We start from the raw sequence: 19153 nt of genomic DNA, 5'->3' as shown, positions 1-19153 counted from the left end.
CCAACATTGACGTGAGGGCCAAATTCGATTTCAGACTGGTAAAGATCTTGAATAAATGACACTTTTCGTTGGTTTGAATAGTATTTTTGAAAGCGTAATCAAACTAAAATATGGATGTAAATTGATCGGAGGAGGCTAGGATATGGACAGGCGCAGCAGCTTGAAACGGAAGACGAAGCAGTGGGCATCCATCGCGCTTTGTTTATTTATTTTGAGCGGGCACATGCCGGCAGCAAGGGCGGCATCCGCACAAGAAGCTGGGCAGACAGGGCAAGATGATCTGACTGGCCACTGGGCGGAGAACGAAATCCGCGATTGGAACGGAAAAGGATTAATCGCGGGTTTCGAGGACGGTACCTATCGTCCTAATCAAAGCGTGACACGGGCGCAGTTTGCTAAGCTGATCAACAGTCTATTCGGATTTACGGCTCAATCGGCGGAGAAAGTCCCGTTCACGGACGTTGCCGACAGTGCGTGGTATGCGAATACGGTCAGCACCGCGAAGCAGGCCGGTTATATTAAAGGGTATCCGGACGGCTCTTTCAAGCCCGACGCGGCCGTAACCCGCCAAGAGGCGGCGGCGATGGCGGCATCGCTCTTTCATTTGAAAGCGGCTTCAAACCGCTCGCTTGATGGCTTCAAGGATGCAGGTCGCGTCGGCGCCTTCGCGAAGGAAGCGCTCGCCAGCATGGTGTCAGGCGAATTTCTGAAAGGGTTTGCAGACGATACGATCCGGCCGGCTCAAGCAATGTCGCGCGCGGAAGCGGTCGTTCTGCTCGATCGTCTGGCCGGTGAGTTGCTGAACAAGTCCGGCAAGCGTGAAGGGTTGAACGAGCCGGGCAATCTGATGATTACGACGACTGGCGTGGAGCTCGGCAAGTCGGAGATCGGAAGAGATCTGCTGCTGACGGCAGGCATCGGCGAAGGTGATGCCAAGCTGAGCGGCGTAAACGTGAAAGGCATGGCGTATATCAACGGCGGCGGCGTGCATAGCATTTATTTTAACGATTCGCAGCTAAGCGGCATGGAAGTGAATAAACCGGGTTCGCCGGTTCGCATTGTATTCACTAGCACCGATAGCACGGGACAGTTGAAAGTGGATACCGAGGCTGTCATCGAGATGGACGAAGGCAGCTCGATCGGACAATTAATCGTCGGGCCGAACGCTACCGGCTCGACGATTACGACGAGCGGAACGATCGGCATTCTGACGGTCAACGCTGAAGGCGTTACGTTGAACGGTCAGCCTGTGCAGCAAGGGTCGACGCTGGAAATCGTGGACGGCCGCATCAAGTCGACCACGCCAGGCGACACGGCTGGAAGCAATACGGGCAGCGGAAACATTGGCAGCAATCCGGGCGGTAATTCGGGGGAGAATCCTAGCGAGTGGCAGCTTACGTGGAGCGACGAGTTCGACCGCAGCGGCTCCCGCCTCGATTCGAACGGCGTCGATCTGGACAAGTGGGCGTATCAAGAAGGCACAGGCGCTCAATATGGACTGGACGGTTGGGGCAACAACGAGCAGGAATATTACCGCAAAGATAACATCAAGGTACAAGACGGCAAGCTGATCATCGAAGCGCGCAAGGGCGACTTCGGCGGCAAACCGTATACGTCGGGCAGATTGTATACGCAGCCGACCTTCAACAAGACGTACGGCAAATTCGAAGCGAAGATCAAGATGCCGGCAGGGCAAGGCATTTGGCCAGCGTTCTGGATGATGCCCCAGGACAACGAGTACGGCGTATGGGCCTCTTCCGGCGAGCTCGACATTATGGAGGCGAGAGGCCGCTTGCCGCAAGAAGTGGCCGGCACGATCCATTACGGCAAATCTTGGCCGAATAACAAATCGGCAGGCGCAGATTATGATTTCCCTGCCGGCGAGGACATTACAGGCGAGCATGTATACGGCGTAGAGTGGGAGCCCGGCGAGATCCGTTGGTACGTCGATGGTCACCTGTTCCAGAAGCTGAACAATTGGGATAGCACAGGCGACAATATGCCGGCCAAATACGCCTATCCGGCACCGTTCGATAAGCCGTTCTATATGATTCTGAACTTGGCGATCGGCGGCAATTTCGATGGCGGCAGAATGCCGGATGACAGCATGCTTCCGGCTCAAATGATCGTCGATTACGTTCGCGTATACGACAAGGTCGGCGGATATAACACGACGCCAGCCGAACCGCAGATCCAGAAAGAAACGATCCAAGAGCCATATAAGCATGCCGAGAACGGCAGCTTTGTTTATGACCCGCAATATGCGCATGGATTCAAGTCGATCAATGCGGACAGCGATGTGCTTGATGCGTCGTATTGGAACTTCGTGAAGCTCGCTTCGTTCAGCGGAGATGCGGCTGTATCGACGGAACAGCTGAGCGGCACGCCATTCGCGAAGGTCGATATTACGGCAGGCGGCAGCGCCGCACATGCCGTCCAGCTGATCCAGAACGTAACGCTGGGCAAAGGCCGCTGGTACAAGCTTTCGTTCGATGCGAAGTCTAATGGCGGCCGGACGATGGCCGTCAAGCTCGGGGGAGGCGCCGACCGCGGTTGGGGCACATACTCCGACACGCTGGAAGCGGCATTAACGGACCAGCTGCAATCGTATCAATTGACGTTCCGAATGGACGCGAATACGGATCCGCTCGCCCGACTGGAGTTTAATATGGGTCTGAATACGAAGCCGGTATGGCTTGGCAACGTGAAGCTCGTCGAAGTCGACGAGGATGATCCTTATCATGAAGACGCGGCGAAGGAGCCGATCGGCGGCAACCATGTCTACAATGGCATGTTCGACCTCGGTCGGGTAGACCGGATGACGTATTGGCACTTCAACGCAGGCAGCGGCGCAGCTGCAACAGCATCCGTTAACCCGGATCGTCAGTTCGTTGCCTCCATTACCAGCGGCGGCGCAAGCACAGACGCAGTGAAGCTGTTGCAGAAGGGCATCTCGTTCGTAGAAGGCAACGATTACGAGCTGACATTCAAGGCGAAGGCTTCGAAGGATCGCTCGATTGCGATCAGTGCCGCCAAATCGGACGGCACATCGTTTATTGCGCCAGTTACGAAGGCACTTACGTCGGCTTGGACAACGTATACGGTACATTTCACGACGGGAGCAGGCGTAACCGATCCGGAAGGGCAATTGCTGCTGCTGCTCGGCGGCGATAACGGCAATGTAACGCTCGACGACGTGAAGCTCGTTCGATTGACGAACAACAACGTGGGAGAGCTTCCGCTTGCCGAACAATTCCCGCTCAAGAATGGCGATTTCTCCATTGGCAAGACGGCTTGGAGCGAGCATGTTCAAGGCCGCTACGACGGCTGGGGATCGAGCGCTGACTTCAGTGTGACGCCGCAAGGCGAGATGAAGATCGCCATCGCAAGCGAAGGCGTCAATCCTTGGGACGTTATGCTGATGCAGACGGACTTCGGCCTGCATAAGGACAATGTTTACGTCGTTTCCGCAGACATTCGTTCGACGAAGCCGCGCGCTGCGGAAATCGTCGTCGACGCAGGCGGACAACGTTACGTGTCAGAGAAGGTTAATCTGACCGCTTCGGCCCAGACGTTCAGCTACGAGCTGCCGGCGGATACCGATTTGACGGCATCGTTCAAGCTGCTGCTTGGCAAGCTTGAAGGCGAAGCGGCGTTGACGGCGCACGATGTTTACGTCGATAACGTTCGCGTCGAGCTGAAGAACGCGCGCAGCCGCGCATTCCTCATTCAGAACGGAGACTTTGCGGCAGGCCGCAGCGAATGGAGCACGCATCTGCAAGGCGATTACGACGGCGATTCCCGCGCCAGCGTATCGTTCGATAACGGCGCTTATCATGCCGCGATCGGCAACGAAGGTGCGAATCCATGGGATGTCATGCTGATCCAGGAGCCGCTGCAGCTTGTGAAAGGCAAGACGTATGTCGCCACGTTCACTGCGCGCTCCACGAAGCCAAGAACAATAGACTTGTCGGTCGAGAACAGCTCATTCTTCCGTTATTTGAACGAGACGGTGCAGCTGGACGATACGACGAATACGTACAGCTACGAGTTCACGGTGGACAAGGATGATATCGCAGGTCTGAAGTTTCTGATGGGCAAACCGTCCGGCGCTGCAGCCGCAGGCGCGCACGACGTATGGATCGACAACGTACGAGTTGACGTGAAAGGCGCATTGGAGGCGGCGGGCGAACGTGTAAGCAGCCGCGATGATATTCATCTGACAACGCCGCCGGCATTGTCGCCGGATGCATCGGACAACGTCCTCGGTCAGCCGATCACGATTACGTTCGCGGATCAGTCGGCTTGGCGCAGCGCAATTACATCGGTATGGGTAGATGGCCATGAGGCCAATGCACAGTTATATACGGTTGGAAGCGGAGCGATCACGCTTGCCGATTCGTTATTCGACGAGGAGCGCAATTACGAGATCGTCGTGAAAGCATCCGGCTACGAGAAGGCAACCGTCACGCAGCAAATCGACAAGCCGAGCGACTGGAGCCTCGTCTGGCAGGACGAGTTTGATGGCAGCGGCACGAATCTCGATTCGAACGGCATCAATTTGGACAAATGGGCTTATCAGCTGGGCACAGGCTCGCAATACGGCTTGGACGGCTGGGGCAATAACGAACAGCAGTACTACCGCTCAGAGAATATGACGGTCGAGGACGGCAATCTGGTCATCACAGCTAAGAACGACGGTTATAGCGGCAAGCCGTACACGTCTGGGCGGGTATATACGCAGCCGACCTTCACGCAAACCTATGGACGGTTCGAGGCGCGGATGCAATTGCCGACAGGCGACGGCATATGGCCGGCATTCTGGATGATGCCGGCAGGCAGCGACTACGGAACGTGGGCTTCCTCCGGCGAGATCGACATCATGGAGGCAAGGGGACGACTGCCGCAGGAAGTGGCGGGCACGATCCATTACGGCAAGGCTGCGCCGAACAATAAGTCGACAGGCGGAACCTACGATTTCCCGAGCGGCGAATCGATCGCTGACTATCATACGTACGCGGTTGAATGGGAGCCAGGCGAAATTCGCTGGTACGTAGACGGCAACCTGTTCAAGACCGCGAACAATTGGGATAGCACGGGTGCGGGCCAACCGGATAAGTATGCCTATCCGGCACCGTTCGATAAACCGTTCTACATGATTCTGAACTTGGCGGTCGGCGGCGCATTCGACGGCAACCGCTTGCCGGATGCATCGAAGATTCCGGCTGTAATGAAAGTAGACTATGTGCGGGTATACGACTTAACGGGTCGTCCATATCGAACGCCGACGGAGCCGGTTATTACGAAGGAGCCTTTCCCAAGCAACGGCAAGGCGCCGATCGATGGCAATTTGCTCTATGACAAGAGCTATGCCCGCGGTTTGAAAGACGTTGCAGCTTCGGGCACGCCGCTTGATCCGACCTATTGGAGCTTCCTGCATACGCCTGATTTCGGCGGAGCGGCCAGCGCTTCGATCGATAACATCAGCGGCGTACCGTATGCGAAAGCTTCGATAACAAACGGCGGCAATCAGTCCTATGCGATTCAAATGATCCAATATGCAACGCTGACGCGCGGTCACACCTACAAGGTCAGCTTCGATGCGAAAGCGTCGGAGAACCGCGCGATGAGTCTGAAGTTCGGCGGCGACGACGACAACGGATGGGCGACGTACTCGGACAGCTTCGACGTATCGCTCAAGACGGGAATGCAGCATTACGAATACCGGTTCACGATGAATGCGGAGACGGATAATGCAGCAAGACTCGAATTTAATATGGGCCTGAGCACGGGCAGCATTTGGATCGGCAACGTTGTGCTCGAAGAAACGGATCTTCTGTCCGATCCGAACGGCAGCAAGGAACCGCTTGCCGACGGCAACCATGTCTACAACGGCACGTTCGACCTTGGCACGATGGACCGGATGAAGTATTGGAGCTTCATAACGAAGTCCGGGGCGGCCGCGACAGCTTCCGTCGATTCGAACAGGCGACAATTGGAGGCTGGCCTAACAAGCGGCGGCAGCGCATCGAATGCGGTGACGCTGGAGCAGCAGGGCATTCAATTGCTTCAAACCGACGACTATAAGCTGACCTTCGACGCGAAGGCGTCGGCGGCAAGAACGATCGGCGTACGTTTGGTAAGTACGGACGGCGCGGTCGTGTACGCGGAGCAAGCGAATATCTCGCTCGGAACCGCTATGGCTTCGCAGACGTTCACGTTTACGATGCCGCAGGGAGTATCCGTGAACGACGGACGACTGGTCTTCCTGCTTGGCGGCAGCGACGAAGACGTCGCGCTCGACAACGTCAAGCTTGTTCGTCTGTCGAATCGCAACGTAGATTTCTCCGGCATCGAGTTGTTCCCGCTCAAGAACGGCGATTTGTCCGCTGGCCTTTCGGCATGGGAACCGTTCACGCAAGGCGGCGCAGCGAGCTTCCAACCGGAAGCCGGCGCGGCGAAAATCTCCGTAACGAACGTTGGCGGCGAATCGTGGAACGTCATGTTCAACCAATCGAACCTGAAGCTGAGCAAGGGGATGACGTACGTCGTATCGTTCCGGGCCAAATCAAGCGTGCCGCGTGAAATCCAAGCGACGCTGGAGAATGCCACATACACGCGGCGGTTCGACACGGGCTCGATCGGCTTGACGACGGATTGGCAGACGTTCCAGTACAGCTTCAAGATGACGGCCGACGAAAGCGTCGCCTTGAAATTCCTGCTCGGCAAGCTAGGCAACGTACCGGCAGGCGCGCACGACATCTATATCGATGACGTAGTGGTCGAAATTCAGAACGCGCCAGTGAAGCGTCCGCCGATGGTAATTGCCGACGCTGTCGACAACCGAGTAGGTCAGCCGATTCAGTTGACGTTCACGCCGGATGCGGCATGGGAAGCAGCTGTGCGGTCCGTAACGGTCAACGGCACGGCGCTTAGAGCGGCCCAATACAGCGTTCAGTCCGGCGTCATCGAGCTTGCGGCAGGCGTATTCGCCCAAGACCAGACGTATGCCGTTACTGTGAAGGCGGACGGATATGCGGATACGGCGGTTAACCAGACCGTATACGCGCAGAATGGCAGCATCGTGTTGAACGGAAGTTTCGCAAGCGGCGATACGGGCTGGGATACATGGGTGGGCGAGAGCGGCGTCTCGACGTTCGCCGTGGAGAATGGCTCCGCCAAGCTCGATATCGCGTACCATGGCGGCATTCATCCGCAGTGGAACGTACCGGTGTCTTGGTCGACCCAGCTGCTTCAATCAGGCATCGTGCTTGAGTCCGGCAAGTCCTATGAATTGAGCTTCCGAGCTTGGTCGACTGCCGATCGGCCGATTCTGATCGAGCTTGGCGGCTATAACAACAACCAGCAGACGGCATTCAATATTACGTCGGACAGCAGCAAGACGTATGCGACGAGTCTTCGCGCAGGGGCGGCAACGACGCTGACGCTCAAGTATTTGCTCGGCAACGTCGTAACGTCGGACAGCAGCACGCCTAACGCGCCGCATACGATTTATATCGACGATGTCGTCATCCGGGAAGTGAAATCGGGGCCGGTGCTGCAAGCCGATTCCACGGACAATAAGATCGGCAGCGGCATCGATATTGCTTTTGCGGACGATGCGGCATGGAGAAGCTCGATCGGCAGCGTTACGATTGACGGCGCGGCGGTGCCGAGCGGCAAGGTGACGATCGACGCTGGCGTTATTCATGTTGATGCATCGTTGTTCCCGACGATCAAGACGTATTCGATCGTTATTCAAGCCAACGGTTATGCTGCGGCATCCGTGATACAGGAAGTGAAGTCGGCCGCGTCCAACGTCGCGCTCGGCAAAACCGCGACAGCATCAACGACGTCGCAGCCGGCAGCGAATGCATTCGATGGCGCAGTCGGCACGCGCTGGGAATCGGCGGCTGCCGATCCGCAGTGGATTGCCGTTGATCTGGGCAAGCTGCACCTTCTCGACACGGTTGTCTTGAACTGGGAGGGCGCATACGCCAAGACGTACCGCATTCAAGTGTCTACCGCTGATGTTCCGCAAGAAAGCGATTGGACCGACGTATATGCCGAGCCCGCAGGCAATGGCGGACTGGATACGATTGCGATGAATGGCGCTGTAGCGCGGCATGTTCGGATGTACGGATTGACTCGCGGCACCCCATATGGCTATTCGTTATGGGAGTTCGAAGTATACGGCACCCCGGCAGGCGGCGGTACGGATCCAGGTAATGGAGGCGATCCGGACCCCGGCAACGGAGGGGACCCTGGAACTGGCGGCGGTCAGCCATCCGCTGGAACGAATCTGGCGCTGCATGCGTCGGCCGCGGCTTCCAGCGCGAACGGCAGCGCCTCGCTCCTGACGGACGGCGTTTTGACGAACCGCTGGGAAGCGGATTGGGCAGCCAACAATTCGGCGACGCCTTCGCCGGAGTGGGTTGTCGTCGATCTAGGTGCAGGCAAGTCGTTAACCTCGCTCAAGCTGTATTGGGAACGGGCTTATGCGTCCAAGCTGCTCGTGCAAGTATCGGACAATGGCAGCGATTGGACGACTGTTCAATCGCTTGACCGTACACTCGCGATCGATGTCGGGCAATCGTACGCGGAGTCGATCGATATGAGCGGATCTTCAGGCCGGTACATCCGTGTGTACATGACGGACAAAGGCTTCCCGCCATATGGACCGTCCTTATACGAGATAGAAGTTTACTAAGAGAGGTGTCAACATAATAGCGGTATGGTGAGCTGCTTCGGTACCGGCTGCAATGGACAACGTCCAGCAGCCGGCACATAAGCCGGGGCAGCTCTTTCTATACAAAAAATGCGTATGCATTTCCTATTCTGTTAATGCACACGCAACACAATTAAAGGAGGCAAGTAATGAAGAACAGAGGTTTTGGAACAAAAGCCGCACGCAGATTGGGGATTTCGGCGTTAATTGCAGCTATGCTCGGCACGATCGTCTCGCTCGCGCCGGCGAAGCAAGCGGATGCGGCGGCAGGCTCGTATTTATTATCGCTTAACCGCACGGCGTACGCTTCGTCGGTCGAAGGCAACAATGCGGCCAATCTGGCAGTGGACGGCAATGCCGGATCCCGTTGGTCAAGCGCTTGGGGAACGGACCCGCAGTGGATTTACATTGATCTAGGTGCAAACGCCTCGATTGATCGCGTCAAAATCCAATGGGAAGGCGCCTACGCCACCGCATATCAAGTGCAAACGTCAAACGACGAGTCCAACTGGACGAACATTTATGCCACGACGACTGGCGACGGCGGTATCGACGACCTGACCGTATCGGGTACGGGACGGTTCGTCCGCGTCCTCGGGACGCAGCGTTCGCTTGCAGCTTACGGTTATTCGATATTCGAATTCGAGGTTTATGGTACGGGGGGCGTGAATCAGCCGCCGGTTCAATACGGTCCGAACGTTGCGCTCAATAAGCCGGTGACGGCATCTTCGTTCGAGCAATCCGGCTACCTGCCGCCTGGCGCTACGGTTGCCGCGAATGCAGTGGACGGCAATTCGTCGACGCGCTGGGGCTCGAACCAGACGGACAACGAGTGGATCTACGTCGATCTAGGCAATAAACGGACGATCGGCCGCATCGTTCTGAACTGGGAATCTTACGGCCGCGTATTCGATCTGCAGGTATCCGACGATGTCTCCAATTGGAATACCGTCTATCGCGAGATTCATGGCGCAGGCGGCAAACAGGACATTCCGGTCTATGCTTCCGGCCGTTATGTTCGAATGAAAGGCATTGGCAGAGGCACGAGCTTCGGCTACAGTCTTTACGATTTCGAAGTGTACGACTATATCGCGGGACAGCCGCAGCCGGTCTATACGATTCAGCCGCTTCCGACGCCTTCCAAAGTATCGGTTGGAACGGGCAGCTACTTGACGAACGATTGGACGTTCCCGCAGCCGAACTATCCAGGCAACAAGACGGCAGCGGTCAACACGCCGATCGCATCGAACGACTGGTGGCAATCATTGCTTATTAAGCCGCTCGGCGATTATCTCATCACGCTTCCGCTCAAATCGAAGTTTTTCAAGCAAGGCCTCGGCCTGCTGAATCCGGGAGCGGGCTGGCTCAGCGCAGACGGCAAAGCCGTCAATGCGGACGGCAATCCGGATGTGTACGTTATGGCAAGCAACATTAACACGTCGACGATGGCCAACCGCGTGACTGGTTACGGCGACTTCTCGGTCAGCACCGTGCTGAGCGACAACGCGGCGGACAAAATGAAAGCGACGTTCACGAAGGGTTCGCCATACGTGTTCACCGAATTCAGCGATCCGAGCTCGGTCGAGCTGTATTCGACGCTCATCGCAGGAGCGACTGACCCGAGCGGCGCTGCGATTCTGACGACGGAAGGCTCCACGTATACGGGAGACCGCATTGGCCTTCGCATCCAGAACGCGGACGGCCGTCCGAATCCGGTCATGACGAACCGGTATTACGGCATTTTTGCCCCTCCGGGAACGGTATTCAAGAAAGTCGGCGCTAAGATTAAAATTCAACTTGGCAGCGGCGGTAACTACATGTCCATCGCGACGATGCCTGCGGCGTCGGATCTGGACCTGTACTACCAGCATGCGTACGCTTTCGTAACCGGATCGAGCGCAGCGTATTCGTATAACGAAGCGACGTCCGACGTGACGACGACGCTCAGCGTGACGACGCAGCTGAAACGCACCGGCTTCACCGATCAGACGATGCTCGCGCTGTATCCGCATCAATGGAAGAAAACGACGAACGCGCTGACAACCCGCGCGTACCCTTCGGTTCGCGGCAATTTGAAAGTCAAGGAAGGCAACGCCTTCACGACGGTAGATAAATTCTATGGCATGGTTCCGACGTTCACCGAGCCGGGCAATGCGGAATACGCGCGTCAGCAAATGGAAAGCTACCTGGCGGTTCTCGATCAGGAAACGACTAACAACATTATGAACGGCGACGCATATTGGCAGGGCAAAGCGCTTCATCCGCTCGCGATGGGCGTGCTCGAGGCGAACGAAATCGGCGACACGGCGCTGCGCAATAAGTTCCTGACGCGCATCAAGACGATTCTGACGGATTGGTATACGTATACGGAAGGCGAACCGGAATATTTCATGTACTACAATAACGACTGGGGCACAATGTATTACCGGAACAGCGGCTTCGGCGCGAATTACGGCATTACGGACCACCATTTTACTTATGGCTATTATGTGTTTGCATCGGCCATCCTGGCGACGTTCGACGACAGCTTCCGCACGAATTACGGCGGCATGGTCGAGCAGCTCGTTCGCGACTACGCGAACCCGTCGCATTCGGATCCGCAATACCCGGCTTTCCGCAATTTCGATCCATACGAAGGCCACTCGTGGGCAGGAGGCTACGCAGACAACGATAGCGGCAACAACCAAGAGGCGGCCGGCGAATCGCTGTTCGGCTGGGTAGGCGAATATATGTGGGGCCTGCTGACGGGCAATGTGGACTACCGGAATGCAGCTATTTACGGCTTTACGACGGAATTGAACGCGGTTCAGCAATATTGGTTCAACTACGACGGAGACAACTGGCTGCCGGAATGGACGCACAAATCGGTCGGACAAGTATATGGCTCCTCCAACTTCTTCGGTACGTTCTTCAGCGGCGAGCCCGTGCACGTATACGGCATCCACTGGCTGCCGACGGCTGAATACTTGACGAGCTACGGCCTGAATAAGGACAAAGCAGCCGCATTGTACAACGGCTTCGTCGCGGATAACGGCGGCACGCCGGGCACGGACTGGCAGCATATCGTCTGGCCGATTCGGGCGCTCAGCGATCCGCAGTCGGTGCTTGCCGGCTGGAACACGACGAATATGCAGCGCAACGAAATTTTCAACACTTACTGGTTCGTTAACGGCATGGCCTCGCTTGGCGAGCGTACGAAAGACGTATGGGCGACTGGTTGGAGCAGCGCGACCGTATATAAGAAGAACAATGTCTATACGGCGCAAGTGTGGAATCCGACGTCCAACACGGTTACGGTGACGTTCAAGAATGCTTCCGGAACGACCGGTACGGCGGTTGTCGGTCCGCACTCGCTGGTGAAGGTTAATCCGATGACGAACTCGAACGCATCTGATCAATGGGTCGCATGGGATGGCACATCTGGCGGCGGCAGCGGCGGCGATGGAGGAAATGTCGGCACGCAGCAACCAGGCGCCAATCTCGCGTTGAATAAGGCGGTTACCGTATCGTCCACGGAAGCGCCGTTCGCCGAATCCAATGCAACAGACGGCAATGCGGCTACTCGCTGGGCTTCCGTGCCGAATGTCGACGCTCAGTGGCTCACGGTTGATCTTGGCAGCGTTCAGACGCTAACGAAAGTGAAGCTGACATGGGAAGTCGCATACGGCAAGTCGTATAAAATCCAGCTGTCGAACGACAACGCGTCGTGGACGGACGTATATGCCACAACGACAGGCGACGGTGGCACCGACGAAGTTGCCATTACTGGCTCCGGACGCTACCTGCGCATCAACATGACGGAGCGCGGCACGATCTATGGCTACTCGCTTTATGAAGTGGAAGCGTACAACGACGGCACAACGACTCCGCCCCCAACTTCGGCGCTGCTCTCGCTGAACAAATCGGCAGCCGCGTCGACGGTCGAAGGACCGTTCGCTGCCAGCGCGGCGGTGGATGCCGACCTGAACACCCGCTGGGGTTCGGCTCTTGGCGTGGATGGACAGTGGATCTCGATCGATCTCGGTCAAGTCCGCACGATCACGCGCATTGCGCTCAACTGGGAAGCGGCGTACGGCAAGTCCTACAAGCTGCAAGTTTCGGGCGACGGCTCGAACTGGACCGATGTGTACAGCACGACGACCGGCGACGGGGGCAATGACGACGTCGTAGTCAGCGGCACGGGACGTTACGTTCGGATGTATGGCACGGAGCGCGGCACGCCTTACGGCTATTCGCTTTATAATTTCGAAGTGTACGGCTACTAAAAGTAGTGTAAGTTATAGTAACGTCAAAACAACAAGGCTGCTCCAGTGCCGAGTCTTCGGTACAGAGCAGCCTTGTTTCTTATGGTAACAAGAAGTCCATGCTATACGCGCCAAATATGCTTGAAGTCTATCCAGCCAAGTGAATTAATTCGTACGCCCTTGAACGAAGGATGATAATCCGTATAGAAACGGCTGTGAACCATGAATAAGACCTGGTACTCACTCCGAAGTTTCTGTTCGATTTGAGCATATGCAGCCATACGGTCCTTAGGTTCCTTGTAAGCAAGGGCATTATCCAATCGATCGAGAGCCCATCTGACAAGCGCCGGCGACATCATCAATCTTAAGAAGTTATCTTCCTGCTCATAGCTCTCGATCAAACTAGCTTCCTTCTCTGCGAATACGAGAGCATGGAACACTGCATCAGCCTCATCCAATCGATCATGAAGCTTCTCTGGTGCCTCGATCTGGATCTGCACTTGTATCCCATAGTCCATGCACTTCTTCTGAATCCAGTAGACATCCTCCTGGCGGCCATTATGTGAGGTTATTGTAATGGGCAATCGATCGAAGCCGAGACGTTTAATACGTTCTCGCAGTTCCTCATCGGAAATTGGTTCTCTATTAATTGCTGAAGGCTCGGATTCTGGAAAAAAACCAGCAGCCGGCAAATATCGGTAGCCTCCCAGTTCCGTAATCATTTCTTCTCGGTCTAGCAGCTGATCTACTGCGCTGCGGAACTGCTCCGACTGATGCGGCCCCTCCTTATTCATGTTCCAGCTCAGTACACTTGTGCAGACGTTATTCGATTCAAGCTGGATTAGGCTGCTCTCATCCGTCATCTCTTGCAGCTGGGGATTGATCAACTGTTTCCAGCTTGTTATATTCGCTTTTATCGCTTCCTGCTTCGGTATATACACGATCTCGACTTGATCGAGAAGCGGACGTGTTTGATAATAATGCACGTTTGCGCCAAGCAATAATTTGCCTTGGGTCCACTCTTCGATCTGGAATGCGCCTGTGCCGATCGGATGCTTCCAGAACCGCTCTTCCGTGTGCCCCAGCAATCCGGAAGGAAGGATAGACATCGCGACGTTATTGCAATATTGGAGGAATAACCAGTTGGGTTTATAGAGATGGAAACGGACAATGCGTTCCGACACCGCTTCGACGCTGTCCACTGTTCGTACAATCCAACTGTTGTTCATCTTTTCTCTTCTAAGGCGTTCAACGGTGAAGACAACATCTTGCGCGGTCAATTCCGTCCCATCGTGAAAAAATACACCTTTCCGCAAATGAAAGGTCCACGTTGTCGCGTTCTCATTACATTCCCATTCATGGGCGATTCCCGGCAGAATCAGGCCTGTTTGCTCTTCCAGCATGACAAGTCTATCCCAGATCTGCTGAATCAAATGCGCATCTAACGAGAACAAACATTGTGCCGGATCAAGGGTAATAATCGTCTTCGTAATAGGGAGGCGCAGAATGTCAGCATGTTTTCCTTGCTGCTTATGGAAACCGAAGTTTCCGCTCATCCACTCCATGAATTTGTCGTTGGCCGCCGTCCCCTCGCCGAAGGTGTGAAGAAGATGAAAAGCTTGATTGTATTGACCTTCTTCGGCATATTGCCTTGAGAGATCCAGCAGCAGCTTCTCCCGATCTTGCAAAAATGTAATTTGCGAGCGGTTGCCTCTTCCTCTGCCTGCCTTCCATTCGATGAAGCCTTTACCCGTCAGTTTACGAAGGATGAGCTTCGCATTTCTTTCCGAGCAGTGCAGCACCTCAGCGACTTGTTCTAATGATGCCTCTACCGCCGCCCCGGCTCCAAGCTCGCCTGCAAACCGACGATAAAGCGTCAAGTAACGTTCCAATGCCAACATGTATATCTCGCACCTCGCATAAAAGGGGAAATCAATTGCGTTTATTCTACACTTTTTACCCCTTTCTTTCACCCGCATAATGGAATTAACTATTAGGGCTGCACGAGCCCTCGTCGAAGGGGATGCCATGATGACATACGACGATTACCATACTGCAGAGCAGCTGCATAAACTTCGCCAAGCCGAAATCGATCGGGCCATTCGCTTAGGCTTGCATGTGAAGTACGATGAGATGAAGAAGCCCACAAAAGCACGCAGAATAGTTTTTCTTCACACACTGTTGCATTTCGTGAAGCTAGTGAAGCGAATTCATTTGCGTTTTAACAAGAGAAGGAATAAGATATTGTAAATTTATTGCGTAAACTTGATCGAATTGGATCATAAGACTTTGCATGAAACCGTATGCGAGCTTCAAATAATGTAGATACGACTTTATCTTCTTCTAATGACATCACGGAGGAACATACGATGATGACGACTCCCTTAACGGTTTATTTAATGGCCGGCGTAGCGACAGCGAATCAGATGTTCAATGAGTGCTGCCGCAAGCTCGAGAATATCCTGAAGCAGGAAACGAGTAAGTTGGACATTCATGTACTGTATCCGTACGGCAACAACAGCCGCAAGCTGTGGGCGCAAGTGCTTGAAGTAGGCAGCGATTTGACGAATCGGCCGCCGCTGTTTCGAATCGGCGGACGCAAGGCCGCAGAAGAAATCAAGGCGACTTATCACGGAGACGGTCCAGTGCTGCTGGTTGGTCATAGCGGCGGTGGCGCTGCTGCGTATCAGGCGGCAGTCAAATTGCACAAGGATGGCGTTCTCCAGGACTTCCGTGTCGTACAGATCGGCTCGCCGCGCATCCGCGTCCTGCCGGCGCTCAAGGACCGCGTCAGTTATTTTCATGCCATTGATGCCAGCGGCAAGCTGAACGATCCGATCAGCCGGATCGGCAGCTGGGGCGGGTGGAGCAGAAGCGGCAAGCGGGGAGTCGTTCCGCAGTGGAACCATTTCAAGTATGCGCCGGGTTATGTGGAAGGTATGCCGATCGTTGGCGGCCATGCGGATTACTTCAAGCATTCGAATCCATTCGTCGATTCGGAAGCCGTGTGCAATTTGGACAAAACGATTGATCGTATTCGCAGCAGGTTGAACGGTTGGATTTGATTCGATACACTAAGGGTATTAAGGTGTATCGGAGGGATCGCTATGATCGATATTCGCAGAGCGGCATCGACCGCTTCTAATGACGCAGGATGGCTGCAAAGCTGGCATCACTTCTCGTTCGGCAGTTATTTCGAGGAGAGTAACCGGTTTTTCGGTCCTCTTTGCGTTTTCAACCATGATATTATTGCGGGCGGACGGGGCTTCGGCGCTCACCCTCATCGCGAGATGGAGATCGTCTCTGTCGTATTGCGCGGCGAGCTGAAGCACGAGGACAGCGCAGGCAATACAGCGCTCACGACGTTCGGCGGCATTCAGCGGATGACGGCTGGCACAGGCATCATACACTCGGAGACGAATCCGGGCGAGGAGCCCGTCGAACTGCTGCAAATATGGTTTATGCCCGAACAGGCTCGTCTGGCGCCGGATTATGAAACGACGCATTACGATACGAACGCGCTGCGCGGCCGCTGGCTGCCCGTTGTGAAGCGTGAAGGCGGTCCGAACATCGCGGCTATCCATCAGGATGCAGCGATTTACCTGACGCAGCTCGAGCCAGGCCAAGTCGTCAGCTACGAGGCGCAATCCGAGCGTCTGCACTATTTGTTCATCGTGAGAGGGTCTGCGGAGCTGACGATTAATCGGGCATCCCATACGTTGTCGGAAGGCGATGCCGTACGATTGACGGATGAAACAGCCATTCGATTGTCGGCAATCGGTGAGCATCCGCTGCTCGCCTTGCTGATCGACATGACGCCGAATCCTGTTCGCGAAGGAGGCGACCAGGCATGACAGGTACACAAGCTGCCTATGAACCGAAGCGTCCGGGCCACCAGTCACCGCCGCCTGAAGGATCGAAGGCGCTCATTAAGCTGGCGATCGGCCGGCTGCTAATCGATACAGCGATTGCGGGGCTGTCGTTCGACGTTCGAGAGTCGGATGGCCGATGGACGATTGAAGTGTTTGGCGTGAATGCCGAGGACGCAGCATTTATTGCGCGCAATGCACCGTTCCTGAATTTATTTTACTTTGAAGCGGTACCGGCGAATGAAGCATCTGGTGAAGCTGCCATTCAGAAATATTGGATGTACGATGAGCATCAACCGGTCGTTGGGTATGATGCGGAACGGCTGGCTCTGTCATTGACGGTCGATTCATATATGGCGTACTCCAACGAGAAGGTTTAATTTCATGGCGAATACACATACCTATACGAGACGTGAAGAGGTTGCGAATGCGATCACGCACGGTATTGGCGTCGCACTAAGCATAGCTGCCCTCGTGCTGCTTGTTGTGTTCGCCGCATGGAAAGGCACGGCGGAGCACGTCGTGAGCTTCACGATCTACGGCACGTCGATGCTGCTGCTCTACACGGCTTCGACGCTTGTGCACAGTTTTCCGGAAGGCAAAGCGAAAAATTTGTTCGAGGTGCTCGATCATTCGTGCATCTACGTATTTATCGCGGGGACCTATACGCCCATTCTGTTCCATATCGTGAAGGGCGCGCTCGGCTGGTCGCTGTTCGGAGTCGTATGGGGAGTGGCCATTGCGGGAGTCGTGTTCAAATCGTTCTTCGCCAGCCGTTTTCTGTTCACTTCCACGCTGCTCTATATTGCAATGGGCTGGATTATCGTCATCGCTTGGGGGCCGCTCGTTGAAGGATTGGCGCCTGGCGGCCTGCATTTGCTCATAACGGGCGGCCTCCTGTATACGTTCGGCACCGTGTTCTACATGTGGCGGAGCTTCCCTTACCATCATGCGGTATGGCATCTGTTCGTGCTTGGCGGGTCGATTCTCCACTTCTTTGCGATTCTGTTGTTTATCCTTTGATTGGAATGGTTATGACTAAGGCGGCCCGTACGGGTCGCCGTTTCTGCATAAAGGTCTAGTTCCATTGCCGCACCAATGCGTACAATAAAATGAGAAGGAAGTCATGCTTTACTAAAAATGGATGTCCGAATGCTGTTCTTCATTTGACAAAAGGTTGGTATATTCATATACTTTTATATACTTACAAAAAGTAACCGAAGAAATGAATTTGATCAATACCGCCAGGCAACACTAGATAGAACTAACGCCGATGGTGGAGGGGAGCAGAAGCATGCACACCATTCAGACGGACATCATTTCGATATTGAAACGCAAAATCACCACTGTGCCAAGCGGCGACAAGATGATTTATTTGGTCGGCCCGGTTCGGCTGCCTGTTTCCTTGGGTGGCGAAACGCATATATTCCAATGGTACTGCTGGCTTCGCTGCGACAAAATGGCAGGCGATACTTGCCAGGATGAGCAGCAGTCGACGGAGCAAATCATTTCGCGGCTGTCGGCATCCAATCTGGCGGAGATGCAGCAATCAAGCGTTCTTGTGTACGGCGACTTCGCGAATGCGCCGGATGCAGTGATTCGTATGCACAGCATCTGCCATACTGGCGATATCTTTGGCAGCAAGCGCTGCGATTGCGGCTACCAGCTTGAGCAGTCCATGAAGATGATCGTCAAGCACGGCCATGGCGCGCTCTTCTACTTGGCGAACCATGAGGGCCGCGGCATCGGCCTGTTCAGCAAAGCGATGGCGTACGTGCTGCAAGAAGAAGGTTATGACACGGTTGACGCCAACCTGCAGCTTGGCTTCCAAGACGATATCCGCAGCTACGACGATGCGATTCAAGTGCTGAAGGAGCTTCGTTCCAAGCCGGTAACGCTCATCACGAACAATCCGCGCAAGCTTGACGCGCTCGTTGCTTCCGGTGCGGATGTATCAGGTCGCGTACCTCTGTGGGGCGACGTATCCGAGTTCAACAAACGGTACTTGGAAACAAAAGTCCGCCGATCCGGCCATTTTGACAGCAGCAGCAGAACCAACCCAACATCTTAGTAATTTCAAAAATAATACAAAAACCAAGGACGGGCGACTGCTCGTCCTTTTTGTATTATTCAAGGAAGCATGCGCTCGAACAAAAGTTGTGCCCAAAGGGTACACGACTCTTATCGGAGTCTCGTTATTGGGTGGTGACAGGTGCACACGATCGAACAAAGGATGCAGACGTAATCAAGTATCTAGATACAGTAATCCAGAAGCTTTGCCGCAAGGCGGCAAGAGCGGGCACACGACCACA

The 19153-nt window shown here is 54.9% G+C and carries 8 protein-coding genes; 7 read left to right on the top strand and 1 reads right to left on the bottom strand.

Annotated elements, in window-relative coordinates; translation table 11 throughout:
- Positions 1-142 precede the first annotated feature (142 nt).
- Both SBI19_RS14705 and SBI19_RS14700 read left to right on the top strand, forming a co-directional pair.
- Positions 143-8710 (top strand): carbohydrate binding domain-containing protein, encoded by an 8568-nt coding sequence (locus SBI19_RS14705; RefSeq protein ID WP_317969418.1) that lies wholly within the window; start codon positions 143-145, stop codon positions 8708-8710.
- Between the two features lie 167 nt (positions 8711-8877).
- Entirely contained in the window at positions 8878-12993 is a 4116-nt protein-coding gene (locus tag SBI19_RS14700; protein WP_317969417.1) for a discoidin domain-containing protein, read from the top strand.
- Positions 12994-13094: 101 nt separating this feature from the next.
- On the opposite strand, the gene SBI19_RS14695 is transcribed toward SBI19_RS14700, so the two are convergent.
- Complete coding sequence (locus tag SBI19_RS14695) at positions 13095-14873, bottom strand: ABC transporter substrate-binding protein (protein WP_317969416.1); 1779 nt, start codon at positions 14871-14873, stop codon at positions 13095-13097.
- Between the two features lie 468 nt (positions 14874-15341).
- Between SBI19_RS14695 and SBI19_RS14690 the strand changes: the two genes are divergently transcribed.
- The 5 genes from SBI19_RS14690 (at position 15342) to SBI19_RS14670 (ending at position 18912) form a co-directional block, all read left to right on the top strand.
- Positions 15342-16037 (top strand): hypothetical protein, encoded by a 696-nt coding sequence (locus SBI19_RS14690; protein ID WP_317969415.1) that lies wholly within the window; start codon positions 15342-15344, stop codon positions 16035-16037.
- Between the two features lie 42 nt (positions 16038-16079).
- Positions 16080-16826, top strand: coding sequence for a pirin family protein (locus SBI19_RS14685; RefSeq protein WP_317969414.1), 747 nt, complete (start codon positions 16080-16082; stop codon positions 16824-16826).
- Positions 16823-17221 carry a hypothetical protein gene (locus SBI19_RS14680; RefSeq protein WP_317969413.1) on the top strand — a complete coding sequence of 133 codons (399 nt, stop codon included), beginning with the start codon at positions 16823-16825 and terminating at the stop codon, positions 17219-17221. Before SBI19_RS14685 ends, SBI19_RS14680 begins: the two co-directional genes overlap by 4 nt.
- A gap of 4 nt (positions 17222-17225) precedes the next feature.
- Positions 17226-17864, top strand: a complete 639-nt coding sequence (gene trhA / locus SBI19_RS14675) for a PAQR family membrane homeostasis protein TrhA (protein ID WP_317969411.1) — start codon at positions 17226-17228, stop codon at positions 17862-17864.
- 271 nt (positions 17865-18135) lie between these two features.
- The gene (locus SBI19_RS14670) at positions 18136-18912 is read left to right on the top strand and encodes a GTP cyclohydrolase II (RefSeq protein WP_317969410.1); all 777 of its coding nucleotides are present in this window, start codon (positions 18136-18138) and stop codon (positions 18910-18912) included.
- The last annotated feature ends 241 nt before the right edge of the window (positions 18913-19153 follow it).

The sequence above is a fragment of the Paenibacillus sp. CCS19 genome (assembly GCF_033239625.1).
In the GTDB taxonomy this organism is placed as follows: Bacteria; Bacillota; Bacilli; order Paenibacillales; family Paenibacillaceae; genus Paenibacillus_T.
This window is presented reverse-complemented; position numbering and strand designations above follow the sequence as displayed.

Bases quoted from the DNA above. Each gene is read 5' to 3' on its own strand.
- SBI19_RS14705 (WP_317969418.1), top strand. From the start codon at position 143: ATGGACAGGCGCAGCAGCTTGAAACGGAAGACGAAGCAGTGGGCATCC.
- SBI19_RS14700 (WP_317969417.1), top strand. From the start codon at position 8,878: ATGAAGAACAGAGGTTTTGGAACAAAAGCCGCACGCAGATTGGGGATT.
- SBI19_RS14695 (WP_317969416.1), bottom strand. From the start codon at position 14,873: ATGTTGGCATTGGAACGTTACTTGACGCTTTATCGTCGGTTTGCAGGC.
- SBI19_RS14690 (WP_317969415.1), top strand. From the start codon at position 15,342: ATGATGACGACTCCCTTAACGGTTTATTTAATGGCCGGCGTAGCGACA.
- SBI19_RS14685 (WP_317969414.1), top strand. From the start codon at position 16,080: ATGATCGATATTCGCAGAGCGGCATCGACCGCTTCTAATGACGCAGGA.
- SBI19_RS14680 (WP_317969413.1), top strand. From the start codon at position 16,823: ATGACAGGTACACAAGCTGCCTATGAACCGAAGCGTCCGGGCCACCAG.
- trhA (WP_317969411.1), top strand. From the start codon at position 17,226: ATGGCGAATACACATACCTATACGAGACGTGAAGAGGTTGCGAATGCG.
- SBI19_RS14670 (WP_317969410.1), top strand. From the start codon at position 18,136: ATGCACACCATTCAGACGGACATCATTTCGATATTGAAACGCAAAATC.